Below are 26,067 nucleotides of genomic sequence, written 5' to 3' on the forward strand. Positions count from 1 at the left end.
CGTTTATCAAAGATTAACGCTTGGCAATTCTAAGCCAACATTTTTAGTGGTACGTTAAAAGTACTTTCTGATTTTGAGGTATTTTATTTGCTAAGATCTTCAAGGTTAGCGGTGAATCGTAATAAGAAATCACAAAATACCTTGACCTCTGCTTCATCAAAACCTTTCATAAGAAAGTGGTGCTGATTTAACGTCGCGGTAAGAAGTTGATCATGCATCTCTCGACCAGAAGAACTTAGAGAAAGGCCTCTGCTACGCCCATTTGCATGAAGGTCCCCAGAAACAATCAAGCCTCCCTTAGTCAAACGGCTAACACTTCTACTCACTGTACCTTTGTCGACACCAAAGGTTTTAGACGCTTCAGCCGCCGTAGTTCCTGGTCGAAGAGCCAATAAAAACAGCATTCGCCAATCAACACCACCAAGGCCAAAGAGTTGCTTAAAATAATTAGACGCATCCTCTGTAAACTTACTGGCAGCGAATGACAACAACATGACTGGAGTATGCGAGGGACTGAGTGTTTTATACGCTTCTTTCGTGTCGTCATCTTCCACATCCACTAGGAAAAAGTCATCAGGTAATAGGGAAAACTCCGTACTCTTCATAAAATCAGCTGCAATAATTTATGTCGTAAATTGATCCACAGCATAAGTTAAAAGATGTAGTAGCTCAAGTCGGTAGATGGGCTTAAGCAAAGGGGGTTCTGTCAATACTGCAAGCTATTTGTTTATGCATAACCTTCTAAAAATCCTTCAGATTCATCGTTATTTAATTCTTCTCTCTGCAAACCTTCATACAAGCTATGCATTTTTTTTACTAATTAACTTATTGAAATTATTAATAAATTAAATTTATGAATCATAAAGTCATGTTGCACACGCAACAAAATAGTTGCACATGCAACATCACTTGTTTATCTTTTAGTCAGTTGTATGCAATTTTCGCTCTATTTAGTCGGACTAACATAATGTCTCGATAAATGACTGCGAACAGCGTATCCAACAAAAAAATAAAAATAAAAATTCATTCTGGAGAACGATATGCTTGATTTAGGCATGATAATCGACGGCCGTCAGGTTATGGGGCAAAATTCATTTGCCGTTTTCAATCCTGCTACGGGAAAAGCCATTGGCTCAGTCGCAAACTCAACAATTGATGAATTAGACCGTGCTGTTTCGGCAGCGAAACTCGCCTACCCTGCATGGTCAGCATTATCCGATGCGGATCGCAAAGCCGCCATTGATAAACTTGCGATTCAATTAGAAACCCACCAACAAAAACTCGCGCAACTAATCACTCAAGAGCAAGGCAAGCCTTTGGCTGGCCCTGGCTCCAACTTTGAAGCCGGTGCCGCGGTCGCATGGACTCGCTATACCGCCAGTCTGGATATGCCCGTTAAGGTTCTACAAGATACCAATGAAGGCCGTGTCGAATTGCATCGCAAATCTCTGGGCGTGGTTGGCTCCATCACCCCATGGAACTGGCCCTTGATGATAGCAATCTGGCACATCATGCCAGCATTGCGTGCAGGCAATACTGTTGTTATCAAACCCTCCCCTTTCACCCCTTTATCTACTCTGTTAGCCGTACAAATTATGAATGAGGTTTTACCTGCCGGCGTGCTTAACATCGTCACTTCTGACGATCAGGAAGCCAACATTGGCGCTGCTATGGCGCAACACCCGGACATTCGCAAAATTGTCTTCACTGGCTCCACGCCAACGGGGGAAAAAATCATGCAAGGTGCTTCAACCACCATGAAGCGCTTGACATTGGAACTAGGTGGTAATGATGCCGGAATCGTTTTACCTGATGTCGATCCGACAGCCATCGCTGAGGGGTTGTTTTGGGGGGCTTTTATCAACTCAGGACAGACATGTGCCTGCATGAAGCGGCTGTATGTTCATGACAGTGTGCACGATGCCGTATGCGAAGCACTGCTAAATCTCGCTAAAACCATACCAATGGGCAATGGCATGGACGATGGCATCTTATTAGGACCATTAACCACAATAAATCAGCATGCAAAAGTGTCTGATTTGGTTGCTCAGGGAGCGGCGTCCGGCAAAGTATTACTCGGCGGGGAATCTGGTGAGGGACAATTCTTTAATACAACCATTATTACTGAACTAGACAATAGTAATGCCTTAGTCGCTGAAGAGCAGTTTGGTCCAGCCCTCCCCATCATTCGCTATTCAGATATCGACGAAGCCCTTGCTCTTGCTAATGAGTTTGATGTTGGTCTTGGCGGCTCAATTTGGTCTTCTGATACAGACGCTGCGAAGTCTTTGGCGATGCGTATGGAGTGCGGATCAGTATGGATAAATAACCATGGAGCCATTCAACCCAATGCGCCCTTTGGAGGAATAAAAAAATCAGGCATTGGTGTCGAATTCGGAGAAGAGGGACTGTTCGAAAATACCGATATACAAGTCATCTTTGCATAATGCTTTGACAGTTTTTGTATCGGTTGCAGCGCCTTATTAACAGGCATACGAAAGAAAGTAATTAAACATCAAATAAAAATAAAACGTGGGATTACAAAATTATGAATATAAAAACAAAAATCAATTTCACCTTCGGATTCAGCACTCTCCTTATGAGCGCCATGTATACAGGAAATGTCTCGGCCCGTGAACCGAGTGTGTTACCTACCATTCCAGATGGTGCTTCTATCGGTGTTCCAATCGCCGCACCAACGCCAGTCGACGGCCTTTTCTTCAGTAGCCGATCAGGGGTGGCATCTCAGCATTTTTACGATGCCAATGGCGACAAAACCGCCACCACAATAGACCTAAAAGACACCGTTTTCCAATTTGCACTTACCCCTGGTAATAAAGTGTTAGGCGGTCAATATAGAGCCTTTCTATCCATCCCCTTTATTGATATTGAAAGTAAAAATATCGCAACGCCTATGGGTTTAGCGAATGCGTCAAACTCAGGGCTCGGCAGCATAGAAATCCGACCAATAGATATTTCTTGGGAGGTATCACCTGATATTTATATGAACGCTGGGTTTAGCGCATATAGCCCAGGGGATTGGAGTGCCACAGAGTTAGTCAATGCTGGGCAAAACTTTTGGTCTTTCTCACCAAGCGTTGGCATCAGTTATCTGCGTAATGGCTGGAATGCCTCAGCACATCTAATGTATTTCGCCAATGAAGCAAACGAAGATAATGATTATAAATCAGGTGACGAAACACACCTGAACCTAACGGCAATGAAAGACATTGGGGAAGACCTAAGTATCGGTTTAGTTGGGTTCTTACGCAAGCAAATCGAAGACGATGAAAACCCTAACAACGCTTATGGCGGGTTCACCAATGAGAGAGTCGAATCCTCTGGTGCGGGTCTTTCCATCACCAAACAGCTTGGTCCGATCAACCTGAATGCCATGTACACCAAAAGCTTGGAGACAAAAAGCTCTGGTGGCGGAGAGCGTATTTGGCTTAATGCCATTATCCCGCTCAAAGTTTTTAGTCACTAGAAGCGGCGCCCCGTCACCGAAAATAGGGTGATGGGGCAGGTTTTAACAAGATCACTTTCTCCCTAATTTCGCGATGTTCGCGTACTTTAAGAGGTTCATTACGATGAATAGTCCTTACAAAGCGTCAGAGTTTCAAAATCTTATCCATGGCGAATGTGTCTTAGGTAACGGCGCCGAACTATCTGTTATAAACCCCGCTACGGAAGAAGCTGTCGTGACGATATTTAGCGCTTCTGCCCAACAAGTCGATAACGCCGTCTTGGCAGCCAAAGCGGCGTTTCCAACTTGGAGCGCACTTAAACAGAATGAGCGCAAAGTTATTTTGGCTCAGATTGCAGAGATCACCAAAGCCAATATGAATGAACTGGCTAGCCTACACGCTAGTGAAACGGGAAAACCAATGGCAGATGCGATGTTTGAAATTGGCGCTACGGCTGGTTTTTTCGAGTTTCATGCTCATGTACCGACTGATGCTCTAGACCCTACCGATATTCCTAATAGTGATGCGAAAGCCTATCGATTGCCATTAGGTGTCGTTGCCGCAATTGTGCCTTGGAATTTCCCCATGGCCTTGATGGCATTCAAAGTTCCCGGAGCCCTCTTGGCTGGCAACACAGTGGTCATAAAACCAGCGCCCACCACACCACTAACCACCCTTTTATGGGCTTCATTAATCAATGAAGCATTACCTAAAGGCGTTATCAATGTGGTCGCCGACTCAGGCGATCTTGGGCCCATTTTGAGCGCTCACAAAGACGTCCGTAAGATCTCATTTACTGGTTCAACAGCGACTGGCAAACACATTATGAAGTCGGCTGCGGATGACCTGAAACGCATCACCCTAGAATTGGGGGGAAATGATCCCGCGATTATATTGGAAGATGCTGATTTAGACGAAATAACAACGCCTCTCTTTGAAGCTGGCTTTATGAATAACGGTCAAACCTGCTCTGCTGTAAAACGTGTATATGTTCACCAAAGTAAACACGATGACTTAGTGAAAAGGCTGTCTGCTATGGCCGATGCGACAAAAATTGGCTCTCCATTAGAAGACGGTGTCAAGTTTGGTCCGATTCAAAACAAGCGCCAGTTCGAGGTCGTCACAGAACTGCTAAATGATGCAGTAAAACAAGGTGCCGTCGTCGAAGCCGGTGGTTACTCTCCAAAAGGATCGGGTTATTACTTACGCCCTACCGTCCTTTCTGGTGTGAAAGACGGCGATAGAATTGTCGATGAAGAGCAATTTGGCCCTGTCCTACCCATCATTTCATATAACAACATCAATGATGTCATTACTACCATTAACTCGTCACCCTTTGGGTTAGGCGCCTCTGTCTGGGGGACGAATAAAGACGATATTAATGTCGTCGTCAATCAGATAGAAACCGGCAGCGTTTGGATTAACAAACACTTCCCCGTCGCCCCGAATATACCATTTGGTGGTGCGCGTCAGTCTGGTGTCGGCTCAGAACTGGGCACACAAGGCTTACTGGAATTTACGCAATTAAAAATAGTGTCTTAAGTCGTTAGCAGAAGTCCGTCTTCTGCCTAGCCAATATTTTAAGAAAATAGGTAAATCTTATGAGTAATCAAGCAACCAATACTCTTAAACATTTTATTCGAACTAAACCCAAAACATTTATTGTTTGGACTCTGTTTTCGATGGCTCTGGCTTTTTATAGTTTTTTAGTTTGGGAAGCCGGTTATAAAATGTTGCCATATATACATGATGAGCAAGCCGTTCATGACACGGTAACACTCATCGAGGCCGAAGGTGATCTTGACGTTCCTTATGCTCAGGTCGCCAAGGAAGCAGCGGATGTTTATCCTCTATGGAATAACCTGACCGCCATGGTCACCGGAACCTATTTTGGTTATGGCAGCAATGGTAATTCGACTCAGGTGTTGTATTACAACTCCATGAAACCCATTGAAAAATCTGCTCTTAGTTACCACATGGTGCTTGGCGGGATTTGTCTTATTTTAGGAATATTGCAATTTACGCCGAGCTTTCGAAAGAAATACCGAAAGGCGCACCGCATGGTTGGCGGTGTTTATATTCTTGGTGTCTTTACTATGACTTTCGCCGCGATATATCACATGGTTCATACGGGTATTGAGCACACCTATCAAGGATTTGCATTCCATATCCAGCTTTGGGCTCTCGCGATCAGTACCATTATCTGTCAAATTCTCGCGATCCATCACATAAAGAAACGCAATATTGCCCTACACCTTGGTTTTCAGTTATACACCTTTGTGGCCTTTCTAAATGCGCCGGTTCAACGCTATGACTGGGCTTTCTTAGGCAATATATACCCCCATTTGACACAGGGTGAAGTGAACAACATGGTAAACATGCTGACATTTTGGCAATGCCTAATGATCGGTTGCATGATATTTGCTTGGAACCGAGCCTCTTCTCCTATGAAAACCAAACCTGTAGAAATTGCTCCTCAGCCAGTTGCTCTGAAAGTCTTCTTGTCTCTGGCGGGTGTGGTAGCTATTTGGACAGTATTATCAACCTATTTGGGTACAGCTGGCCTTGGTAGCTGGACAGCAGCTCAAGCCATTGTACCTGCGAGTACTTTAGCCGCTGACGCGATGCTTTATACCAACCATCCTCTACTGACCACTATCTTTGCGGTGTTAATGGTCACGACGATTGCGTCGGGGCTTTGGCTCATGTTGCACAATGAGGCGTCACGTTTGGCTCGTAATCTTTTTTACGTTTCCGCCATTTGGTGTGGTGTGCAACAAGTCGTATGGGGATTCCAACTAGGCGAACCTTCAATGGCAGTCACCGCGGGTGGCGGTTTCTATATGGTATCAGGAGTATCGCTGTTGGCATTCGCTGCGCTTGCACTCTATCAACAAGTTCGTGGCCGCGAAAATAAGTGGCACGAGAGCATGATTTTCGCGGTCAATTTTGCCTTTGCGCCCGCCTTGGTTATTTGGGGACATGCCCTTTGGTATAGGTTGGACGTGATTCCTGAATTCTACCTCAACCGAGGACACGGCTATGTTCTAGCCGTTGGTATTGCCGTTTTGATGCCATCATTTAACGGCTTTATTGAAATGATGACCAGTCGAGAAACAAAATCTCGCGTCATTAGCTAAAGTATTCTAAATCAATATGACTGGCCTGACGCTATGGCCAGTCATTTATCTTCGGGAAAACACAACCATGTCTCACTTACACTTTAAACACTGGCCTGCTCGCGTCTCAAAAGAACTGCCTCCTGCGACACAAACATTTGATGATAACTTGCGTAATACCAGTAGCAGGTACCCAAACAAAGCTGCTTTGATATTTTACGGTGCTGTCACAACTTATGCGGAGCTTGATGTTAAGGTCACGGCGATTGCTGGTTATTTACAATCTACATGCGGTGTTATCAAAGGTGATCGTGTTGGTGTCTATATGCAAAACTCACCACAATATGTGGCGGCATTTTATGGCATTATCAGAGCGGGCGGTGTCGTTGTACCCATCAATGCCATGCATCAATCAGAAGAATTGAGCTACATTTGCCAAGACGCGAATATCAGAACACTTTTCTGTGCTCAGGATTCCGTCGATAACCTCTCTGCACTGATCGCTTCTGGAGATCTAGATCATGTTATTGCCGCTCATTACGGTACAGAAGCCCCATCATCACCAAGTGTCGACCTTCCACCAATAGTAAAAAAACCATTCAATGAAAACCTACCTAAGTCGATCATCGACTGGGCTGATGTCATCCGCAACGATAAACCTTTTACTAAGGTAGAACTGTCAGTAACGGATCCATTTGCCATTCCCTATACTTCTGGATCAACTGGAAAAGGCAAAGGCTGCCTACATAATCACCTTTCAGCTCAACACGCGCTCAGCTGTATTATTGATTGGTTTTCCTATGACAGTAATGAAGTGCATTTAGGTGCCACTCCAATGTTTCATATTGTCGGATTGCAAGGCATCATGAACGTTTCTATTGCAACTGGAGCGACTAACGTCATCATGTCTCGTTGGGATAGACAAGTCGCTGCCTATCTAATTGAAACGTACAAAGTCACTACTTGGTGCACAGTACCCACGGCCGTTATCGATCTGCTCAATACACCAGTACTGACAGCCAACACCCTTGCGAGCCTCACATGCATTTATGGTGGAGGCAGCGCCATGCCGAATGCCATTGCGGAACGCTTAAATACACTGACAGGACTGACCTTTATCGAAGTATATGGCATGACAGAAACCATGGGGCCAGTCACACATAACCCGCTAGACAACCCCAAAGCCGGTAGCGTTGGCATCCCCGTTATGAACACAGATGTTCAGTTATTCGATCCAGATACCAAGCAACCAGTATCCCAAGGAGAAGTTGGAGAAATTATCGTACACGGCCCACAAGTGATGCAGAGTTACTGGCAAAACCCTAACGCCGATGAAGAAGCTTTTATCACGGTTGATAACACAAAATATTTAAGAACCGGAGATCTGGCTCTTATGGACGAGCAAGGCTATATCCGAATCGTAGATCGTTTAAAAAGAATGATTAATGCTTCTGGATATAAGGTTTGGCCGGCTGAAGTTGAAGCTCACCTTTATCATCATCCCTCGATTGAAGAAGTTTGTATCATTGGTTCAAAGGACGATTACAGAGGGGAAAATGTAAAAGCCATTGCCGTATTAAAACCAAATACTCAACTAGATAGCAAAGCGCTTTCTGCATGGGCGCAAGAACACATGGCGGCGTACAAAATCCCACGCATTTTGGAAGTGGTCGATGCACTACCAAAATCGGCAGCAGGCAAGGTGCTTTGGCAAACCTTGCAAGCCGATGAAAATGCTAAACACAACACATTAAGTTAGGGCAACTCGGTCTGACAATCTAACAATCTAACATATCCTTTCAAAAGGATGAGATGAAAAAAGACCTGCATTATCGCAGGTCTTATTCAAGGACTTGTTCAAGCGCTTATACTATTTCAAACAAACCCGCAGCGCCCATACCGCCACCGATGCACATAGACACCACCACGTATTTAACACCTCGACGTTTGCCTTCAATCAATGCATGACCCACTAAACGGGAGCCGCTCATACCGTATGGATGGCCTAATGCGATAGCACCACCGTTGACATTCAGACGGTCAATAGGAATACCAAGTTTTTCCTGACAATACAGCACTTGCACAGCAAACGCTTCATTGATCTCCCAAAGGCCAATATCGTCGACTTTCAAACCGGCTCTTTTCAGCAATTTAGGAATAGCAAAAACAGGACCTATCCCCATTTCATCCGGCTCACAACCCGCCACCGCAAAGCCACGAAAAATACCTAACGGGGTTATTCCTCTCTGCTCGGCATAGGTCGAACTGGTAACCACACAGGCGCTTGCACCATCTGAAAACTGACTTGCATTCGCGGCTGTCACCACCCCGTTTGGCATTACCGCGCGAAGGTTCGCTATACTTTCATAGTCTGTGCCCGGACGTATCCCCTCATCTACAGAGACCGTCATTGGGCGTTGTTCATACTCCCTCGTTGCCCGATCAAAAACGCCCATCACGGTATCAAAAGGTGCAATTTCATCTGCAAAGCGTCCCTGAGCCTGAGCATCCGCGGCTCGGTTTTGACTGAGCACACCATATTGATCCTGCGCTTCTCTTGATATGCCATAGCGATGAGCGACTGTCTCAGCGGTTTGCAACATGCTCCAGTAGACTTCTGGTACTTGTTGCTCCAACGAATGTTCCTTCAACAATGCTAGGTTCGCATCATTCTGAATGAGTGAAATCGATTCTACGCCGCCAGCGACGTACACATCACCTTCACCCGCCATAATACGTTGTGCTGAAAAGGCGATACTTTGTAAGCCCGTGGCACAAAAGCGATTAATAGAAACCCCAGAGGTGGTAACAGGACATCCCGCCTTAAGAGCAATCTGGCGGGCAATATTCATCCCCGCTGGTCCCTCAAGAAAAGTAGAGCCCATCACCACATCTTCCACTTCTGCCAACTCAATACCTGCGCGAGCCACTGCGCTTGCTACAACGTGACCACCCATGGCGACTGGATGAGTCATATTAAATCCACCTCGCCAAGATTTAGTTAAAGCTGTTCTTGCTGTTGAAATTATGACTGAATCAACCATTACAGGCCTCCAAAGCTATCAAAGTTACGTCCCTGCTGAGCAAGGTCTGAAATGAGTTTGGAAGGACTCCAAAATTTTGAATCCCCATTCGTTTCGTTAGCAAATATTTCCAACTTTTGTTTAACAACCACCAAACCTTTTTGATTCGCGTAATGCATCGGGCCACCACGTGATGCGGGAAAACCATAGCCATGGGTATAAACAACGTCTATATCACTCGCCCTAAGGGCAATGCCTTCCTCTAAAATTCTCGCGCCTTCATTGACCAGAGCATAAATACAACGCTCGATAATGTCGTCCTTATTAAACTTGCGAGTAACCACTCCGTTAGCTTCACGGACATCTTGAATCAGTTGGTCAATCTCCTCATCAGGGATACCACCACGTTGGCCTGGTACATATTGATACCATCCCTTACCGCTTTTTTGACCTAAGCGGCCAAGCTCACAAACTCGATCAGGAATAGATGAAAACTTAACGTCAGGCCGCTCAATGTAAGTTCGCTTTCGAATAGCCATGCCGACATCATTCCCAGCCAGATCCATCATGCGAAATGGCCCCATTGCCATACCCCATTCTTCTAATGCTTGATCCACTTCCCAAGGACTAGCCCCCGCTTCTACCATCAGACCTGCGATCCGCAGGTATTCATTGATCATACGGTTGCCTATGAAACCATCACAAACACCAGACACAACGGCGGTTTTCTTAATGCGTTTTGCTAACTTCATAGCAGCAGACAGGACGGCATCAGAGGTAAGATCCGCTCTAACGACTTCGAGTAATTTCATAATATTGGCAGGACTGAAGAAATGCAGACCAACAACACGTTCGGGGTTACGACAAAACTGTGCTATCTGATTGAGATCTAAAGTAGACGTATTGGATGCCAAAATAGCATTTTCTCTGACTGTCTCTGACAAGGTACGGAACACAGACTCTTTAATCGACATGTCTTCGAAGACCGCTTCAATCGCCAAATCGACATCACTCATATCTTCATAGGAGAGCGATGGCGTTAATAGATTCAAGCACTTTTTAGACTGCTCATCTGTCATTTTTGACTTGGCAACCAGCTTTTCATAATAACTGTGGATAGTATCAATACCACGTTGCAGAGCGTCCTGCTTTTGCTCCAACAGAACAACAGGGATACCCACGTTAAGGAAGTTAATAGCAATACCAGAACCCATGGTTCCTGCCCCAACTACCCCTACTTTTTCTATGGTTGGTAACTTAGCTTTATCGACTGACAATCCTGGCACTTTCCAGCATTCACGCTCCGCTTTAAACGCGTAACGCAGCGCCTCAGATTCAGTTGACGACATACGTTCCCAAAATAACTTTTTCTCAACCTCAAGTCCTTTTTTATAATCCCCCAAGGACGCTTCTATCGCAGTCACCGCAGCCGGTGAAGACGGCGAGCGTCGTACCTGTGAACGTACCGTATTAGAAACCCACCTCAAGAAAAGATCAGAATTGACCTTATCTACCTTGAGATCTTGAATTGGAATAATGGACTCACCCTCAGCAAGTTGGTTGGCAAAAGCAATGGCATCCGTTAACACATTATCTGAAAGTCTTGAAACCAGTTGCGTTTCTTCTAATGATTTGACTGCACACGGGCGACCACCGAGTATCATGGAAACCGCTTTGCTCAAGCCAACGGCTCTGGGCAACAACTGAGTCCCACCAGCGCCAGGAATCAGCCCCAAATGAATTTCTGGGAAAGAAATAACAGCGTCCGTTCTAAACACTCGGGCATGGCAAGCAAGAGCAAGCTCTAAGCCTCCTCCCATGCATTGTTTGCCAACAGCGGCAACAACGGGTTTGGAAGAATTTTGCAGCAGTTCGACCAGCATAGGCAGATTAGGATCACGCCCAGCCTCACCAGAAAAAAACTCATCTATATCAGCACCGCATGAAAACATTTCTTCAGTTCCATACAGAACAATAGCGTCGATGGCGTCAGAAGCATTTGCTTCTTCCAACTTGCTGACAAGATCTAACCGGAGTTGCAGATTGATACTGTTTAACGGTGGATTGGACAGGTGAATGACGCCCACCCTGCCATTGAGGGAAATATCTTTCAAAGGAATTACCTCTAATCTAATTATTATTTTTAAAACGATTCTAAGAAAAAAATTAGCTTGCTGATAAACCGCTATCGACAAAGCCGATGTTTAATATGATCAACAATTGACCACCTCAACTATATTTACCCATATATGTTGCAGTCGCAACATATATTTGAAGATTTATTGAATGAAAAGCTCGGATAGCAACGAAAAGAATATGTACAGAAGGTTTATAAGGGTTTTCGAACTTAAATAACTGGGCTTCTCGAGCTTGATAGACAGACCATGCCCTCTTATATTTTCGCACTTGTAGATACCTAAAAAGAAACTCTTTAGTTGCCTTAAACAAAAATAGAAACTAATATGTTTCTATAATTCAAAAAAGCAACTTATTAGTTTCCTTATGAAAAATCTACTACAACAAATCAAACATCGCCGCCTAGCACTAAAACTCAAGCAGAATGACATGCTAATGCGTATTGGTATTTCTAGGCAGCAATACCAGCGACTTGAAGCAAAGGGCAACCCAAGGCTCGATACGCTTGAACTGATTGCCAAAGGTCTAAATAGCGACGTCATGCTAATTCCAAAAGAAAAGCTGAATGCTGTTTTAGCGGTTCTTGAAAGTGATGGTAACAACACATCTTTACCGCACAAGCAGCCTGATCATTCTGATGAACAAAAAAAACTATCGGATGATCCATGGAAAGGACTGCTAGAAGACAAAGATGGAGACGAAGATGACTACGGAAATTAGTGTTCTTAAGTTAACGTTACATGGTCATCTAGTAGGGTATTTGGCAGGTACAAAAAATGGACGTAATGTTCTTCATTTTGCTGAAAGCTTTCAATCTAATATAGCGCGCCCCACTTTTAGCTTAACCACACATCCAAATTTTCCGCGTGCTGATAAAATGTTATCTGAGCCATGGGCGACCAACCAACGCTTGCACCCTATTTTGTCTAATCTATTGCCTGAAGGTTCATTGCGAGAACTGATCGCTCAAGGACTCAAAACCCATGTTGATAATGAGTTCCATATTTTGTCTTATTTGGGTATGGATTTACCGGGTGCATTAGTCGCTGAACCGATGGAGCCGGAGGATGTGCCAGTCCATTTATTCTCATCTCATGGCCAAGTAAAAGCGGTTAAATTCGACAAACTCAGCCAAGAGAACAAGTTTTCCTTGGCTGGTGTTCAAATGAAGTTTTCCATGAAGGAAAAAGACGGTCGATATAATCTGTCGAAAGACAATGTGCTTGGCGATTGGATTGTGAAAACACCTTCTACTAAACACAAAGAAGTGCCCGCCAACGAGTTCACCGCCATGACTCTCGCCTCTCTCATTGGCGTGGATGTTCCTGAAATAAAATTGGTCGAGATAGGCCAGTTAGACAACCTTCCTCAAATCAACCTTCCGGATGAAAAATTGGCCTTCGCTATTAAGCGATTTGACCGACATAACGACCAACGTATTCATATGGAAGACTTTGCTCAAGTTCTGGTGAAGTACCCACATGAAAAATACAATTCAGGCAACTACGAGCAAATAGCAAAAGTCCTGTATCAGTTTTCTGGTGATGGCCTAAACGATGTCCAGCAACTCGCCCGTCGTTTACTCGCCAACATCCTATTAGCAAACGGCGACGCCCATTTAAAAAACTGGAGCTTACTGTATGCAGATCACGTCACAGCCAAACTCTCACCGGCTTACGACATAGTCACCACCAGTGTTTATATTGAAAACGAACAGCACTTTGCCCTTAATCTAGCAAAGACAAAAGCTTGGTACGATGTCTCCTATAAACACTTTGAACATTGGGCAATTAAATCAGATATTCCGTGGCGAGCGATCAAGCCGCATCTAGAGGATGCCATGGAAAAAGCCAGAAGCCTTTGGCCGAACGCGCTAAAAGATCTACCAATGAATGAAGATCACAAAAAACATCTAAGACAACATTGGCAAAGGCTACATGAGGATTTTCGAGTTTAATATTCGCCTAGGAAATATGCGATTAAAAAAGAGATAAAATTAAACAATGGCGCGACAAAATCGGCGCATACGACCACCTACAGCCAAACGAACGCCCATCATTCCACGACATTCTTTCTCTCGGCATCATGCTCTACTTTAAAGCCGGTTACCCAAAAGAATACATCATGGCACGCCACCGAAGACATGACCAACCACTACATAGATGGCCACGAACAAAAAGAAGCCTTACAAGTTGCCGCAGGGCTAGACATAAGTAAAATAGACATGAAAGACATCAACTGGAAAGATCACCACATACCAAGCGAGCTGGTAAGATTGATGGATGAAGAGGTTTAGCTTTTTTTGCATTATAAGTTTGACAAAATTCTTCAAGCCTCGACAATTAAATGCAACCTTAATATTTTATGGACTACATTATGCGGGACGCTCAACTAGCACTAGATTCTTTTGCAAGTCTATTAAAGATGATCAATGAGAGAATAATAAAAACTTCTGAGGGATTTGATCTAAATGACAGAAATTACAAAAGGAGCCTTAGAAAAGCTTCTCAAATTGATGTATCAACTCTATTCACAGGCCTTTCTGAGATTATCGAAAAAATAGATATTCAAAAAAAATCCATTATTTTAGATAATAACCTGGACCTAGATATTACAGACCTTCAAGAATGGGTAAAAAAGTTCTGTAATGAATACCAAGATTTAGTGAATATTGCAGCGTCTCTCAGCACCTATATCGATCAAAGGTCTGGCTTTCTAGGCTTTTTTAGAGGTTATAGCAATCCAGTCGATACACTTTTAAGAGGGAAAAGTCATCAACTTACTTATCAGCAATTACATAATAAATTCTCTTATCAAGCAGTTACACTCGAACAGTCAGAAATAAAAATGATGTCTGCAATCGCGAAAGACCTAGACAACTTTATGGCTCAAGCCTTTAGCTAAAACCATTTAGCTATCTTTAGCAAAACTACTAGTGATCTATGAGGGCTAAGCCCTCTTTTTTATCACTTGATTGAAAGTATCACTGAAAAAGAGGATTAGGTGCATCGTTCAAAAATAGCTTAATCGGGCAGAGCAAGACTTAATAACAAGTAAGATTGGGATAAAATACAGATAAAATACGGATAAAGAAAAATAAAAAAGGGCTTACGGGTTAATGTAAGCCCTTTTTAAATAGGTGGTAGGACTAAGCAGATTCGAACTGCTGACCTCTACCATGTCAAGGTAGCGCTCTAACCAACTGAGCTATAGTCCTAAAAAAGTGTTGGCTATTATACCCAGCACTTTGCGTTTGACAAGCTTTCTAGCGTACTTTTTTGGTCTTTTCGTAAATTGCTTTTAGTCTTCAAGAGGGACCAGCAATTCGTGACCGATAACTTCATCAATCAGGTGATACGGCACCTTGTATTTCTTGTCTCGAAATTTCACTAAGGCAAAGTCGTAACACATTTCAATGACGGTGCAGTTAACGATCACACCATTATCAATCACTCGGACTATGTTGTAATTTCTCAAGGTAATCGCCATCAACTCACCTCTGATTGTAAATGCGTTACTATTCGCCAACGTCTTTCAGTTTTTTCTGTAAGACACGAATCTGATCACGATAGCCAGCGGCCAATTCAAACTTCAATTCTTCTGACGCCTGTATCATTTCTTTTTGCAGTTGAATCATGGCTTTGCGAACTTGTGCCACGTCATCCATGCTTTCCACTTGATACTCTTTCGCGGTTTCCGCGACTTTCTTGGTCTTATTAGCACGCTTCCCTGCCCCTGGGTTATAAGCGCCTTCTAAGATGTCTTCCACCGATTTGTTAATCCCTGTCGGTGTAATGCCATGCTTCTCATTGTGTGCCTGTTGTTTCTCTCGACGACGCTCGGTCTCACTGATAGCGCGTTCCATCGAGCCTGTGATTCTATCTGCGTATAAGATGGCTTTACCGTTTACATTACGTGCAGCACGACCAATGGTTTGAATCAAAGAACGCTCAGAACGTAAGAAGCCTTCTTTATCCGCATCTAAAATGGCCACCAAACTTACTTCTGGAATATCCAGACCTTCTCGCAGTAAGTTTATGCCCACCAGCACATCAAACTCACCCAGACGTAAATCTCGAATGATCTCAACTCGCTCCACTGTATCAATGTCAGAGTGCAGATAACGGACCCGAACCCCATGATCATTTAGGTAATCGGTTAAATCCTCTGCCATACGTTTGGTTAATGTCGTGACCAATACTCGTTCGCCAATCACTGTGCGTTTATTGATTTCTGATAATAAGTCATCCACTTGCGTGGCAACAGGCCGAACTTCCAACTCTGGATCGATCAAGCCTGTCGGACGTACAATTTGCTCAACCACCCAATCCTGATGCTCTTCTTCGTATTTACCTGGTGTCGCGGACACAAAGATGGTTTGCGGCTTGATCTGCTCCCATTCTTCAAAGCGCATCGGTCGATTATCTAATGCTGATGGCAAACGGAAACCGTACTCCACTAGGTTTTCTTTACGAGATCGGTCACCTTTGTACATAGCACCAATTTGCGACACGGTCACGTGGGACTCATCCACCACTAATAGAGCATTTTCAGGCAAATAATCAAACAAGGTCGGTGGTGGCGAGCCTTCTTCTCGACCCGACAAATAACGCGAATAGTTTTCGATACCAGAGCAATAACCGAGCTCTTGCATCATTTCCAAATCGTAACGCGTACGTTGCTCTAGACGTTGCAATTCAACCAACTTGTTCAGAGATTTAAGCTGTTCTAGACGCTGATCCAGTTCTACCTTAATTCGATCGATTGCACCTTCAATGGTTTCTCTCGGCGTCACATAGTGAGTTTTAGGGTAAATCGTCACCCGTGGCACTTTGCGCAACGTTTTATTGGTCAAAGGATCAATAAAAGACAAGTTCTCGACTTCGTCATCAAACAATTCAATGCGAATGGCCGTGTCCTCGGAGTCTGCTGGAAAAACTTCAATAACATCCCCACGTACACGGAAGTTACCACGTTCCAACACTAGGTCATTACGACTGTATTGCAGCTCCGCCAAACGACGCAGTACCGCACGCTGATCAATTCGATCACCACGATCCAGATGCAACATCATTTTTAAATAGGATTGGGGGTCACCCAAACCATAAATCGCCGATACGGTCGCGACGATAATAACGTCTTCCCTTTCCAATAACGCCTTAGTGGCAGACAGACGCATTTGTTCGATATGCTCGTTGACTGAGGCGTCTTTCTCGATAAAAGTATCAGACGCTGCCACATAGGCTTCTGGCTGATAGTAATCATAATAAGAAACAAAATACTCGACGGCGTTGTGAGGAAAAAACTCCTTAAACTCTCCGTACAATTGTGCCGCTAAGGTTTTATTGTGCGCCATGATGATGGTCGGGCGCTTCACCTGAGAAATAACATTCGCCACGGTATAAGTTTTACCGGAACCGGTGACTCCTAATAAGGTCTGATGAGCCAAGCCCGCTTCAACCCCTTGCACTAATTTCTCAATGGCTTTTGGCTGATCACCAGCGGGTGAATAAGATGAGACAACTTGAAACTCTTGCGACACGACTTTGTTCCTAAGCTTAAAAATCAATTCGATAGATTAGCAAAAAATCCCTTCCTCGTCTGGTCTTTCCTCTAACTGGCTTTGATTGATTAAGATCAAACTCCATGTTTTTTTCACAACCCACACTACATTAGACTTTACTAATCTAATAGCCATATATAACATAATGAAATATACTTATAACCTAATGAGGTTTATGATGATGAATACCAAAACGCAATCCGACATTCAAATAGAAGCCTTCTTTGATGAAGCAACCTTCACCGTCTCTTATGTGGTCACGGACTTAGCAACCAAGCGATGTGCTATCATTGATTCTGTATTGGACTACGATCATGCGGCTGGCACCACAGACACTCAGTCTGCCGATGCCATCATTGACTACATTAAACATCACCGACTTCAACTAGATTGGTTGCTCGAAACCCACGTTCACGCCGATCACCTTTCTGCCGCGCCCTACCTACAAAACACCTTGGGTGGCAAAATTGTCATTGGCGATCAAATTACTCAAGTGCAAGCCACCTTCTCAAAAATCTTAAATGTCGAAACTGAATTTCGTCGCGATGGCTCTCAATTTGACTTATTGGTAAATGAGCAAGATACATTGCCTCTTGGAGAAACAAGCATTCGCATTTTACATACTCCTGGACACACCCCTGCTTGTTTGACCTATCTCATTGCAGATGCAGCCTTTGTTGGTGACACCTTGTTTATGCCGGACTTTGGAACAGCACGCTGTGATTTCCCGGGGGGGAATGCCAACACCTTATACCGCTCTATCCAAAAGATTTTTGCACTACCAAACGAGACACGACTTTTCATGTGTCACGACTATAAAGCGCCAAACCGAGACGTATATGCATGGGAAACTACAGTAGGTGAACAGAAAAATCACAATCAGCACATTCATTCTGGTATTTCTGAAGCGGCTTTTTGCGCAATGCGCAACACCAAAGATGCCACCCTCAATATGCCAAGACTAATTTGGCCAAGTGTACAAATCAACATGCGCGCGGGACATTTGCCACCAGAAGAAGAGAATGGTGTGCGCTACATTAAAACCCCCATCAATCTTAAATAAGGAACAGGATGAAAACATTGGATCGCGGCTTACCTGCTATGGCATGGTTAAGACAGTATTCTCGTAAAGACCTTGCCACAGACAGCATGGCCAGTTTCATTGCGACCATTCTGCTGATTCCACAAAGTATGGGCTATGCCATACTGGCCGGACTTCCTGCTTATTTGGGCCTATATGCCAGCATATTACCATCCATTATTTATTCTTTACTGGGTACCAGCCGTAGTCTGGCGGTGGGTCCTGTCGCCATCACATCCATGATGACGGCCACCATAATGTTACCGTTGGCGGTACCCGGTAGCGATGCTTACATTAGCTTGGCTATTTTGTTGGCGTTTGTGTCTGGGGTGTTTCTCGTGTTGATGAGCCTATTAAAAATGGGCTTTTTAACCAACTTATTAAGTCACCCTGTTATATCCGGTTTTATCAGTGCATCAGCCATCTTGATTGCGGTTGGCCAGCTCAAACATCTGTTGGGCATTCAAGCCCATGGCAATAATCTGATTGAACTCACCCAAGACATGTTAAGTCACACTGATGACATGAACTTGCCAACATTCATCATCAGCAGTTTGGTGATTGGGTCATTAGTCTTTTTTAAAAAATACTTAAGTAACATCTTAAAAGCATTAGGACTCTCGTCCAACATCGCGAATCTACTGAGCAAGGCCGGCCCGGTCTTGGTGGTGGTGCTTGCCACGGTTTGTGTGGCTTTACTGTCACTTGACCAACAAGGCGTTAAAATCGTTGGTCATATTCAATTAGCCTGGCCCTCCATTGACTTAACCAGTCTAGAAGTAGACACATTATGGGCTTTACTGCCCGGCGCATTTTTAATCAGTGTGGTGGGATTTGTCGGCTCAGTTTCAGTGGCACAATCCTTTGCTGCCAAACGTAAAGAGGACATTCAGCCTAACCAAGAGTTACTTGGCTTAGGCGCAGCGAACATTGCCTCAGCCTTAAGCGGAGCTTTTCCTGTGACGGGCGGTTTTTCTCGTACTGTGGTCAACACCAGTGCTGGCGCTAAAACCCCCATGGCAGGTATTCTGACCGCTTTATTCATGTTACTTGTACTGTTCTTTTTAACGCCGCTTTTTTACTATCTGCCCAATGCGGTTTTGGCCGCCTGCATTATTGTGGCGATTTTACAACTGGTCGATATAAAAGACTTTATCCGTGTTTACCACTTTTCAAAACAAGAAGCTTTAGCCTTAGCGGCAACCTTTCTAGTGGTGTTATTTATTGGAATGGAAACCGGCATCATCGTCGGTATTAGCTTGTCGCTATTATTTTTCCTGTGGCACACCAGTCACCCTCACATTGCCGTGGTTGGTCGTGTTCCAGGCACCGAGCATTTTCGCAATGTACAACGCTATCAGGTTGAAACGACTCCTGACATTGTCACCATCAGGATCGACGAGAACCTTTTCTTTGCCAATGCGAGAGTATTAGAAGACTATGTGTTAAGTCTGATTGCTCAACAAAAAGACGTGAAACACATTGTGCTGATGTGCAGCGCGGTAAACATGATTGATGCCAGTGCGTTAGACAGCTTAGAAACCATTTCAGATCGTCTTAACTCAGCTGGAGTCACACTGCATTTCTCGGAAATCAAAGGACCAGTGATGGACAAACTCCGCCAATCAACCTTAATAACAAACCTAACAGGACAGATTTTTTTAACGCAACATCAGGCCATACAAGCATTAAGTCATCCTATCGAAGCACAACATCAGGGTGAGTAAGAACACTCACCCTGATGAACACGTTATTGTGTCTCTTCTGTCTCTTCTGTCTCTTCTGTCTCTTCAGATACTTGGATAAGTGCTCTATTACGCTGCAATAAAGCCTGACCAATGCCTTTTACTTCAACCAATTGATCAACAGACGTAAAAGGCCCATTGGCTTCACGGTATGCCACTATGGCTTCGGCCTTTTTCTGACCGACTCCCGACATAATGGCCGCAAACTGATCTGCGGTACCAATATTAATATCCAAAGGCGAAGCCGCCATAAGCAGAGTCGAAAAACACAAAGAAAGGGTGACCACACAATGAGCAATACTCGAACCGAGTTTTTTTAGTAGGGTTTTCATATAAAGATCCTTTTTAAAATAACACTGGCATCATGCCAATAAAAAAACCGCTCCTGATTAGATTTTAATCAGCGAACGGTTTTAGAATAAAAGCTTTTTTATCGAACTTCAAGATGCGCGGAACGGTCGTTTAAAGCCCTAAACTCTGATTCACTTCCGTTAATACCGCCATCGGATTCGCAGCTTGCGTGATCGGACGCCCAACGACAAGGTAATGACTACCAGCCACCATAGCCTCAGCTGGCGTCATAATGCGTTTCTGATCTCCTTGATCAGAGCCTGCTGGGCGAATACCGGGCGTGACCAACACAAAATCTTTACCCAATTCAGAGGACAACATTTGTGACTCTTGTGCTGAGCAAACCACCCCATCCATTCCAGACGATTTGGCTAATGCCGCCAAGCGTTTCACATGTTGTTCTGGCGTCAAATCAATACCGATTTCGCTTAAATCCGATTGATCCATGCTGGTTAATACCGTGACCGCAATCAATAAGGTGTTTTGATCTGGCAACTGCTGTAAAGCATTCGCGGATGCTTCCATCATTCGACGGCCACCTGACGCGTGTACATTCACCATCCACACCCCCGATTTGGCCGCCACACTCACCGCATTGGCGACCGTATTTGGAATGTCGTGAAATTTTAAATCGAGAAAAATCTCAAAATTTAATTTATGCAATTCCTCTAAAATGGCTGGGCCAGACGTGGTGAATAACTCTTTACCGACTTTAACTCGACATTGGCTCGGGTCAAGTCGCTTTGCCATCTCGATAGATTGCGCCATGGTTGGAAAGTCTAGGGCAACTACGATTGGGGATTGGCAGCTCATTTAGTGTCCTCTTATGCTGTGACAAGCAAAGGTACTTGTCGTATCTTTCTAGTAACTTAGTGGCTTCAAAAGCGACTCTATTCGCCTTCCAAACCATGAATGGGTTTCACAACACCCCAGGTTTTACAGCTCGGGCATTGCCAATGCAATTGATGACCAGAAAAGCCACACTGGCGACATTGATACTTATGTTTGGCCTGAACTAACTGATCAATCAGCTCATACAGAACCGATAAATGCTGCTGGTTGTAGCCTTGAGAGTCGGCTATCTGTATGTTGATCAGCTCTTTAAAGCCTTTAATCGTAGGGTGTTTTCTTAACTGTTCGACGAGAAACATCTCCGCGTATTCACGGTCATTTTCCATATAATGTTCGACTAGTGCCATGATCAAAGTGGTGGAAGGCTTCTTCTCATTCTGTTCTTGTAAAAACTTGATGTATCCGCCGCTGCCCCAGATTCTCTGATAGCATTCTTTTAGTTGCGGAATGATCACAGACACAAAATCACTGTCCTGTTCTGCAGCATGCTTAAGCTCTTTAATGGCATCTCGATAGCGGTTTTGTTTTTTCAATACATCCGCGGCACCAATACTGGCTCGAACGCAACTAGGATCAACTTCTAGAGCTTGTTTGTATTCTTGATAGGCTGGCTTCCATTGCTCTTTCTTTTGCAGCTCTAGCGCCATTTCACAGTGAAAATGCCCTAACCGCTTTATCTCTTTTTTGCTCGCCGTCTCTTTGACCAACTCTGAACCAATTTGAATGGCTTTGTCCCAGCTTTGCTCAAACTCATACAAATCCACCAGCAGAGTCAATATTTTCGGCTGAAACTCACTTTTTCTGGCGGTTGAAGCCATGTTGAGCAGTAAGCGCCCTGCTCGGTCTAATAACCCCGCCGACATAAAATCACTGGCAAGCTCAAGTTGCACCATGCGCATTTCTCGTTGAGAGATTTCAGGACGAGCCAATAGATTCTGGTGAATATTAATGGCTTTTTGTATCTCGCCTTTCTTACGAAACAAGTTGCCAAGGGTTAAATGAATATCAAAGGTTTCTGAATTGACTTCCAAAGAGTCAACAAAAGCGTCAATGGCTTCGCTGTGCTGATCATTTAATAAATGATTCAATCCACGAAAGTAATCATTAGGGATCGATTTTTTAAGCGGATTGTTTTTTTTAGTCGGCGTTTTACGCCCCATTGTCCAACCGACAAAGAGTGCGACAAATAATACTAGGAACAAGCCGACTTCGGTCAACGCCGCTACTCCTTCCCTACCGACAACTCTTTCGTGATGGATGCTTTTCTAAGGGCATCCACTTCATCACGCGCCTTCTCAAATTTGCGGCTTAACACTCGAATTTGGCGTTCGCTACGTAGGTAAGCAACCGAACTGACCAACAAGGCAATACATGCTCCCACCGTAAACGCCAGAATGATGTAGAGCGCCACGCTGAGCTCAGGACCTTGCCAGAAGACCAAATCAAGATGGATAAGTTGTGGATTGCGGATAGCAAAAAATATTCCCACCGCAAGAAAGAACAGCACAAGAACCGTATAGATAACTCTTTTCAGCCATTTAAGCATAAAACAACCTATCGAGAATAGAATGGCGATATTATGCCGTGATAGCTGAAAAATTTCGAGGTATTAGATGTAAATTAGTTGAGTTCGTTCGCCGTTGACTCTGACGATTCATTGACTAACTCACGTAATTCCTTGCCAGGCTTGAAATGAGGGACATACTTGGCGCTTAATTCAACCGATTCACCTGTTTTAGGATTACGACCGATTCTTGGTGCTCGATAATGCAATGAAAAACTACCGAAACCACGAATCTCAATACGCTCACCATTAGCTAAAGAGTCGGACATATGCTCCAACATCGCTTTGATGGCTTGTTCAACCTCTTTAACAGGCAAATGAGATTGCTGATCGATAAGCAGTTCTATCAGCTCAGATTTTGTCATTACCGTCCTCGCGTCTAATATTTGACCAGTATTATGTAAGACTAGCTAAATCTGGAAAGAAAGCAATAAGTTATGGCTTATTACGCAAATTTTTACCCATTTTATTCAATCCTTAAGACGAATAATAGTTTTTCACTTGGCTCTACAACTAGCATCTGAACAAGCTAGCTTTTATAATAGCGCCCATATTCAACCAGATCGGAAGAAAAATAATGAGCTACAGCAATATACCAGCGGGTAAAGACGCACCAAACGACATCAATGTCATTATCGAAATTCCAGCGCAAGCAAATCCAGTTAAATACGAAGTCGACAAAGACATGGATGCGCTTATCGTAGACCGTTTTATGACAGCACCTATGTTCTATCCTGCCAACTATGGTTATGTTAACCACACATTAGCAGACGATGGTGACCCAGTTGACGTATTGGTGATCACACCTTACCCAGTTGTACCAGGTTCTGTTATTCGTTGTCGCCCTGTGGGTGTATTGAACATGTCTGACGAAGCCGGTATGGATGCAAAACTGGTTGCTGTACCACACGAAAAACTAAGCAAAGAGTACGGCCACATTCAAGATGTGAACGACATCCCACAATTGCTTCGTGACCAAATCGAACACTTCTTCGAGAACTACAAAAAACTGGAAGAAGGTAAGTGGGTAAAAGTAGAAGGCTGGGCAAGCGCAGAAGAAGCTCGCAAAGCCATTGTTGAAGGCGTAGAAGCTTACAACGCACAGTAATACAACGTTTCGCTGGCCACTTGTTTCTCTTGTACAAGCATATCACCAGTAACAAACGAAAAAAAACCGATCCATTTGCGATCGGTTTTTTTATTGCCTATCAAACATAACCGCCTGACAGGCATACTTATATTTACTCTTGTGAATCTAAGTAACGTTCAGCATCCAACGCCGCCATACAGCCCGTTCCAGCAGAGGTAATGGCTTGACGGTAGATATGATCACTGACATCACCGGCAGCGAACACACCTTCAATACTGGTTTGTGTCGCATTACCTTGTGTACCAGACTGAACTTTCAAATAACCGTCTTTCATGTCCAATTGGCCTTGGAAAATATCGGTATTTGGCTTGTGACCAATCGCCACAAACAAACCTGCTACAGCCAGATCTTTCATCTCACCTGTTTGGTTATTCTTAATACGCACACCAGTAACACCAGTGCCATCACCTAAGACTTCATCTAGTTCCGAATGCCATTCAATTTTCACATTGCCATTGGTCGCTTTATCCAACAGTTTATCGGCTAGAATTTTTTCTGAACGGAATTTATCACGACGGTGAATCACAGTAACCGTCTTAGCAATGTTCGATAGGTACAGCGCTTCTTCAACGGCTGTGTTACCCCCACCAATCACCGCAACATCTTGATTACGGTAGAAGAAGCCATCACAGGTTGCGCAAGCTGATACGCCTTGTCCCATGAATTTGCTTTCGCTTTCAAGCCCTAGGTATTGAGCACTGGCGCCCGTGGAAATAATCAGAGCATCACAAGTATATACGCCACTGTCACCTTCCAAACGGAATGGACGGTTTTGCAGATCAACTTTGTTCACATGATCAAAAATAATTTCCGTTTCAAAACGCTCTGCATGCTTACGCATGCGCTCCATTAACTCTGGACCTTGCACGCCTTGATCATCACCCGGCCAATTATCGACTTCCGTTGTGGTCGTCAATTGACCACCCATTTGCATACCAGTGATCATTACAGGATTCAGGTTCGCACGAGCAGCGTATACAGCGGCCGTATAACCAGCAGGTCCTGAACCTAAAATCATTAATTTAGCGTGTTTCACATCGCTCATCTTGTTGCTCCTGTAATTAAATGTTTGCTCGATAGACAGATCTATCAGCGAAATGTTGTGGTGAATTCTACCGAAAAATCCACTAAATACTTAACGAAAAATATTAATTACTGAAATAGGGCTTATCTATGACTTTTCAACCGTCACCCTCGCCTTTTCTGAACAAACCTTGCACGCTAGATCTTGCGTTAATTGCATCTCCCGCCAACTTGCTTGAAAACCATCAAACAGTTTCAGTGAGCCGTGTTTGACGACCCCTTTCTGACTCACTACTTTTATGGCTTCCAAAGCCTGATAGACACCAAGCAAGCCAACAACTGGAGACAATATCCCACTTTCATTACAACTTAATGCTTGATCAGATAAAGCAGGGTATAAACATTCATAACAAGGTGACTCGTGCTGATCATACAAAAAACTGACTAATTGCCCCTCCCAACGAATCGCAGCCGCACTGATCAAGGGCGTTTTCAACTGCCAACATGCTCTGTTAATGGCTTGTCGCGTGGTGAAGTTATCAGTGCAATCAAGTACTGCATCCACTTCCGCAATCACGTTTTGCAAGTTTTCATCCGATAATCTTTGTTCAATAGTTTGAAATTCTGTGCGGGCATTTTTGGCCCGTAACTGACTCGCCGCCGCCTCAACTTTTGTTTGCCCGACCTGGCTTTCTTCATACAAAACTTGCCGTGGCAGATTGCTGTTTTCGATACGATCATCATCCGCCAACAACAAATATCCCACACCTGATGTTGCCAAATACGTCGCCGCAATGTTCCCCAATCCACCCAAGCCAACAATCAGTACTTTCGCCTGTTTTAATTTAAGCTGACCTTCAACATCAAAGTCCGCAAGCAATAGTTGACGACTATAACGGTCTAACTCAATTTCGTTCATGTTCACCTTACTTTTCTTATGATTGATTCTGCCCGAGTGGTCAATTTTTTGCTAAAATCCTTTTATTAACCCAT

General features: G+C 44.1%; 24 protein-coding genes and 1 tRNA gene. 12 read left to right on the top strand and 13 right to left on the bottom strand.

Annotated features, from left to right (window positions below):
* Positions 1-83: 83 nt before the first annotated feature.
* The gene (locus ACHUFM_RS11860; RefSeq protein WP_394182453.1) at positions 84-605 is read right to left on the bottom strand and encodes a MarR family transcriptional regulator; all 522 of its coding nucleotides are present in this window, start codon (positions 603-605) and stop codon (positions 84-86) included.
* 435 nt (positions 606-1,040) lie between these two features.
* On the opposite strand from ACHUFM_RS11860, the gene ACHUFM_RS11865 reads away from it, so the two are divergent.
* From ACHUFM_RS11865 to ACHUFM_RS11885, 5 genes are all read left to right on the top strand, one after another.
* Positions 1,041-2,447: an aldehyde dehydrogenase family protein gene (locus ACHUFM_RS11865; RefSeq protein ID WP_394182454.1), complete on the top strand. Its 1,407-nt coding sequence runs from the start codon at positions 1,041-1,043 to the stop codon at positions 2,445-2,447.
* A 161-nt stretch (positions 2,448-2,608) separates the two neighbouring features.
* Positions 2,609-3,487, top strand: coding sequence for a SphA family protein (locus ACHUFM_RS11870; RefSeq protein ID WP_394182455.1), 879 nt, complete (start codon positions 2,609-2,611; stop codon positions 3,485-3,487).
* A 103-nt stretch (positions 3,488-3,590) separates the two neighbouring features.
* Positions 3,591-5,009 carry an aldehyde dehydrogenase family protein gene (locus tag ACHUFM_RS11875; protein WP_394182456.1) on the top strand — a complete coding sequence of 473 codons (1,419 nt, stop codon included), beginning with the start codon at positions 3,591-3,593 and terminating at the stop codon, positions 5,007-5,009.
* A 59-nt stretch (positions 5,010-5,068) separates the two neighbouring features.
* The gene (locus ACHUFM_RS11880) at positions 5,069-6,607 is read left to right on the top strand and encodes a DUF2306 domain-containing protein (RefSeq protein WP_394182457.1); all 1,539 of its coding nucleotides are present in this window, start codon (positions 5,069-5,071) and stop codon (positions 6,605-6,607) included.
* A 67-nt stretch (positions 6,608-6,674) separates the two neighbouring features.
* The gene (locus ACHUFM_RS11885; protein WP_394182458.1) at positions 6,675-8,345 is read left to right on the top strand and encodes an AMP-binding protein; all 1,671 of its coding nucleotides are present in this window, start codon (positions 6,675-6,677) and stop codon (positions 8,343-8,345) included.
* A gap of 106 nt (positions 8,346-8,451) precedes the next feature.
* Here ACHUFM_RS11885 and ACHUFM_RS11890 read toward each other — a convergent pair whose 3' ends face one another.
* Both ACHUFM_RS11890 and ACHUFM_RS11895 read right to left on the bottom strand, forming a co-directional pair.
* Positions 8,452-9,630: an acetyl-CoA C-acyltransferase gene (locus ACHUFM_RS11890; RefSeq protein ID WP_394182459.1), complete on the bottom strand. Its 1,179-nt coding sequence runs from the start codon at positions 9,628-9,630 to the stop codon at positions 8,452-8,454.
* Positions 9,630-11,723 (bottom strand): 3-hydroxyacyl-CoA dehydrogenase NAD-binding domain-containing protein, encoded by a 2,094-nt coding sequence (locus tag ACHUFM_RS11895; RefSeq protein ID WP_394182460.1) that lies wholly within the window; start codon positions 11,721-11,723, stop codon positions 9,630-9,632. Before ACHUFM_RS11895 ends, ACHUFM_RS11890 begins: the two co-directional genes overlap by 1 nt.
* A gap of 388 nt (positions 11,724-12,111) precedes the next feature.
* On the opposite strand from ACHUFM_RS11895, the gene ACHUFM_RS11900 reads away from it, so the two are divergent.
* From ACHUFM_RS11900 to ACHUFM_RS11915, 4 genes are all read left to right on the top strand, one after another.
* Positions 12,112-12,465, top strand: a complete 354-nt coding sequence (locus ACHUFM_RS11900; RefSeq protein ID WP_394182461.1) for a helix-turn-helix transcriptional regulator — start codon at positions 12,112-12,114, stop codon at positions 12,463-12,465.
* The gene (locus ACHUFM_RS11905; protein ID WP_394182462.1) at positions 12,449-13,702 is read left to right on the top strand and encodes a type II toxin-antitoxin system HipA family toxin; all 1,254 of its coding nucleotides are present in this window, start codon (positions 12,449-12,451) and stop codon (positions 13,700-13,702) included. The genes ACHUFM_RS11900 and ACHUFM_RS11905 overlap by 17 nt, the downstream gene beginning before the upstream one ends.
* 186 nt (positions 13,703-13,888) lie before the next feature.
* Entirely contained in the window at positions 13,889-14,041 is a 153-nt protein-coding gene (locus tag ACHUFM_RS11910; RefSeq protein WP_394182463.1) for a hypothetical protein, read from the top strand.
* 80 nt (positions 14,042-14,121) lie between these two features.
* Positions 14,122-14,649 carry a hypothetical protein gene (locus tag ACHUFM_RS11915; RefSeq protein WP_394182464.1) on the top strand — a complete coding sequence of 176 codons (528 nt, stop codon included), beginning with the start codon at positions 14,122-14,124 and terminating at the stop codon, positions 14,647-14,649.
* A 236-nt stretch (positions 14,650-14,885) separates the two neighbouring features.
* Here ACHUFM_RS11915 and ACHUFM_RS11920 read toward each other — a convergent pair.
* From ACHUFM_RS11920 to uvrB, 3 genes are all read right to left on the bottom strand, one after another.
* Positions 14,886-14,962 (bottom strand) — tRNA-Val (locus ACHUFM_RS11920).
* 83 nt (positions 14,963-15,045) lie between these two features.
* Positions 15,046-15,234, bottom strand: coding sequence for a hypothetical protein (locus tag ACHUFM_RS11925; protein ID WP_063332656.1), 189 nt, complete (start codon positions 15,232-15,234; stop codon positions 15,046-15,048).
* A 28-nt stretch (positions 15,235-15,262) separates the two neighbouring features.
* Positions 15,263-17,287, bottom strand: coding sequence for an excinuclease ABC subunit UvrB (gene uvrB / locus ACHUFM_RS11930; RefSeq protein WP_394182465.1), 2,025 nt, complete (start codon positions 17,285-17,287; stop codon positions 15,263-15,265).
* A gap of 199 nt (positions 17,288-17,486) precedes the next feature.
* Between uvrB and ACHUFM_RS11935 the strand changes: the two genes are divergently transcribed.
* Both ACHUFM_RS11935 and ACHUFM_RS11940 read left to right on the top strand, forming a co-directional pair.
* A complete protein-coding gene (locus tag ACHUFM_RS11935; RefSeq protein WP_394182496.1) occupies positions 17,487-18,371 on the top strand; it encodes an MBL fold metallo-hydrolase in 885 nt (294 codons plus the stop codon).
* A gap of 8 nt (positions 18,372-18,379) precedes the next feature.
* Complete coding sequence (locus tag ACHUFM_RS11940; RefSeq protein ID WP_394182466.1) at positions 18,380-20,116, top strand: SulP family inorganic anion transporter; 1,737 nt, start codon at positions 18,380-18,382, stop codon at positions 20,114-20,116.
* Positions 20,117-20,139: 23 nt separating this feature from the next.
* Here ACHUFM_RS11940 and ACHUFM_RS11945 read toward each other — a convergent pair whose 3' ends face one another.
* From ACHUFM_RS11945 to ihfB, 5 genes are all read right to left on the bottom strand, one after another.
* Positions 20,140-20,466 (bottom strand): ComEA family DNA-binding protein, encoded by a 327-nt coding sequence (locus ACHUFM_RS11945; protein ID WP_394182467.1) that lies wholly within the window; start codon positions 20,464-20,466, stop codon positions 20,140-20,142.
* A gap of 130 nt (positions 20,467-20,596) precedes the next feature.
* The gene (pyrF, locus tag ACHUFM_RS11950; RefSeq protein ID WP_394182468.1) at positions 20,597-21,298 is read right to left on the bottom strand and encodes an orotidine-5'-phosphate decarboxylase; all 702 of its coding nucleotides are present in this window, start codon (positions 21,296-21,298) and stop codon (positions 20,597-20,599) included.
* Positions 21,299-21,375: 77 nt separating this feature from the next.
* Positions 21,376-22,554 (bottom strand): lipopolysaccharide assembly protein LapB, encoded by a 1,179-nt coding sequence (gene lapB, locus ACHUFM_RS11955; protein WP_394182469.1) that lies wholly within the window; start codon positions 22,552-22,554, stop codon positions 21,376-21,378.
* A 5-nt stretch (positions 22,555-22,559) separates the two neighbouring features.
* The gene (locus ACHUFM_RS11960) at positions 22,560-22,883 is read right to left on the bottom strand and encodes a LapA family protein (RefSeq protein WP_063332650.1); all 324 of its coding nucleotides are present in this window, start codon (positions 22,881-22,883) and stop codon (positions 22,560-22,562) included.
* Positions 22,884-22,957: 74 nt separating this feature from the next.
* Positions 22,958-23,266 (bottom strand): integration host factor subunit beta, encoded by a 309-nt coding sequence (gene ihfB, locus ACHUFM_RS11965; RefSeq protein ID WP_013797052.1) that lies wholly within the window; start codon positions 23,264-23,266, stop codon positions 22,958-22,960.
* A gap of 212 nt (positions 23,267-23,478) precedes the next feature.
* On the opposite strand from ihfB, the gene ppa reads away from it, so the two are divergent.
* Entirely contained in the window at positions 23,479-24,009 is a 531-nt protein-coding gene (gene ppa / locus ACHUFM_RS11970) for an inorganic diphosphatase (protein WP_113875696.1), read from the top strand.
* 133 nt (positions 24,010-24,142) lie between these two features.
* Here ppa and trxB read toward each other — a convergent pair whose 3' ends face one another.
* Both trxB and ACHUFM_RS11980 read right to left on the bottom strand, forming a co-directional pair.
* Entirely contained in the window at positions 24,143-25,096 is a 954-nt protein-coding gene (gene trxB / locus ACHUFM_RS11975) for a thioredoxin-disulfide reductase (protein WP_394182470.1), read from the bottom strand.
* Positions 25,097-25,222: 126 nt separating this feature from the next.
* Positions 25,223-25,993, bottom strand: coding sequence for a HesA/MoeB/ThiF family protein (locus ACHUFM_RS11980; protein WP_394182471.1), 771 nt, complete (start codon positions 25,991-25,993; stop codon positions 25,223-25,225).
* Between the last annotated feature and the right edge of the window lie 74 nt (positions 25,994-26,067).

Origin of the sequence: Marinomonas posidonica (assembly GCF_043643765.1) — a bacterium.
Classification (GTDB): Bacteria; Pseudomonadota; Gammaproteobacteria; order Pseudomonadales; family Marinomonadaceae; genus Marinomonas; species Marinomonas posidonica_A.

Excerpts from the sequence above, each read along its gene's own strand:
- ACHUFM_RS11860 (WP_394182453.1), bottom strand. The coding sequence starts at position 605 with ATGAAGAGTACGGAGTTTTCCCTATTACCTGATGACTTTTTCCTAGTG.
- ACHUFM_RS11865 (WP_394182454.1), top strand. The coding sequence starts at position 1,041 with ATGCTTGATTTAGGCATGATAATCGACGGCCGTCAGGTTATGGGGCAA.
- ACHUFM_RS11870 (WP_394182455.1), top strand. The coding sequence starts at position 2,609 with ATGTATACAGGAAATGTCTCGGCCCGTGAACCGAGTGTGTTACCTACC.
- ACHUFM_RS11875 (WP_394182456.1), top strand. The coding sequence starts at position 3,591 with ATGAATAGTCCTTACAAAGCGTCAGAGTTTCAAAATCTTATCCATGGC.
- ACHUFM_RS11880 (WP_394182457.1), top strand. The coding sequence starts at position 5,069 with ATGAGTAATCAAGCAACCAATACTCTTAAACATTTTATTCGAACTAAA.
- ACHUFM_RS11885 (WP_394182458.1), top strand. The coding sequence starts at position 6,675 with ATGTCTCACTTACACTTTAAACACTGGCCTGCTCGCGTCTCAAAAGAA.
- ACHUFM_RS11890 (WP_394182459.1), bottom strand. The coding sequence starts at position 9,630 with ATGGTTGATTCAGTCATAATTTCAACAGCAAGAACAGCTTTAACTAAA.
- ACHUFM_RS11900 (WP_394182461.1), top strand. The coding sequence starts at position 12,112 with ATGAAAAATCTACTACAACAAATCAAACATCGCCGCCTAGCACTAAAA.
- ACHUFM_RS11905 (WP_394182462.1), top strand. The coding sequence starts at position 12,449 with ATGACTACGGAAATTAGTGTTCTTAAGTTAACGTTACATGGTCATCTA.
- ACHUFM_RS11910 (WP_394182463.1), top strand. The coding sequence starts at position 13,889 with ATGACCAACCACTACATAGATGGCCACGAACAAAAAGAAGCCTTACAA.
- ACHUFM_RS11915 (WP_394182464.1), top strand. The coding sequence starts at position 14,122 with ATGCGGGACGCTCAACTAGCACTAGATTCTTTTGCAAGTCTATTAAAG.
- ACHUFM_RS11925 (WP_063332656.1), bottom strand. The coding sequence starts at position 15,234 with ATGGCGATTACCTTGAGAAATTACAACATAGTCCGAGTGATTGATAAT.
- ACHUFM_RS11935 (WP_394182496.1), top strand. The coding sequence starts at position 17,487 with ATGATGAATACCAAAACGCAATCCGACATTCAAATAGAAGCCTTCTTT.
- ACHUFM_RS11940 (WP_394182466.1), top strand. The coding sequence starts at position 18,380 with ATGAAAACATTGGATCGCGGCTTACCTGCTATGGCATGGTTAAGACAG.
- ACHUFM_RS11945 (WP_394182467.1), bottom strand. The coding sequence starts at position 20,466 with ATGAAAACCCTACTAAAAAAACTCGGTTCGAGTATTGCTCATTGTGTG.
- pyrF (WP_394182468.1), bottom strand. The coding sequence starts at position 21,298 with ATGAGCTGCCAATCCCCAATCGTAGTTGCCCTAGACTTTCCAACCATG.
- ACHUFM_RS11960 (WP_063332650.1), bottom strand. The coding sequence starts at position 22,883 with ATGCTTAAATGGCTGAAAAGAGTTATCTATACGGTTCTTGTGCTGTTC.
- ihfB (WP_013797052.1), bottom strand. The coding sequence starts at position 23,266 with ATGACAAAATCTGAGCTGATAGAACTGCTTATCGATCAGCAATCTCAT.
- ppa (WP_113875696.1), top strand. The coding sequence starts at position 23,479 with ATGAGCTACAGCAATATACCAGCGGGTAAAGACGCACCAAACGACATC.
- trxB (WP_394182470.1), bottom strand. The coding sequence starts at position 25,096 with ATGAGCGATGTGAAACACGCTAAATTAATGATTTTAGGTTCAGGACCT.
- ACHUFM_RS11980 (WP_394182471.1), bottom strand. The coding sequence starts at position 25,993 with ATGAACGAAATTGAGTTAGACCGTTATAGTCGTCAACTATTGCTTGCG.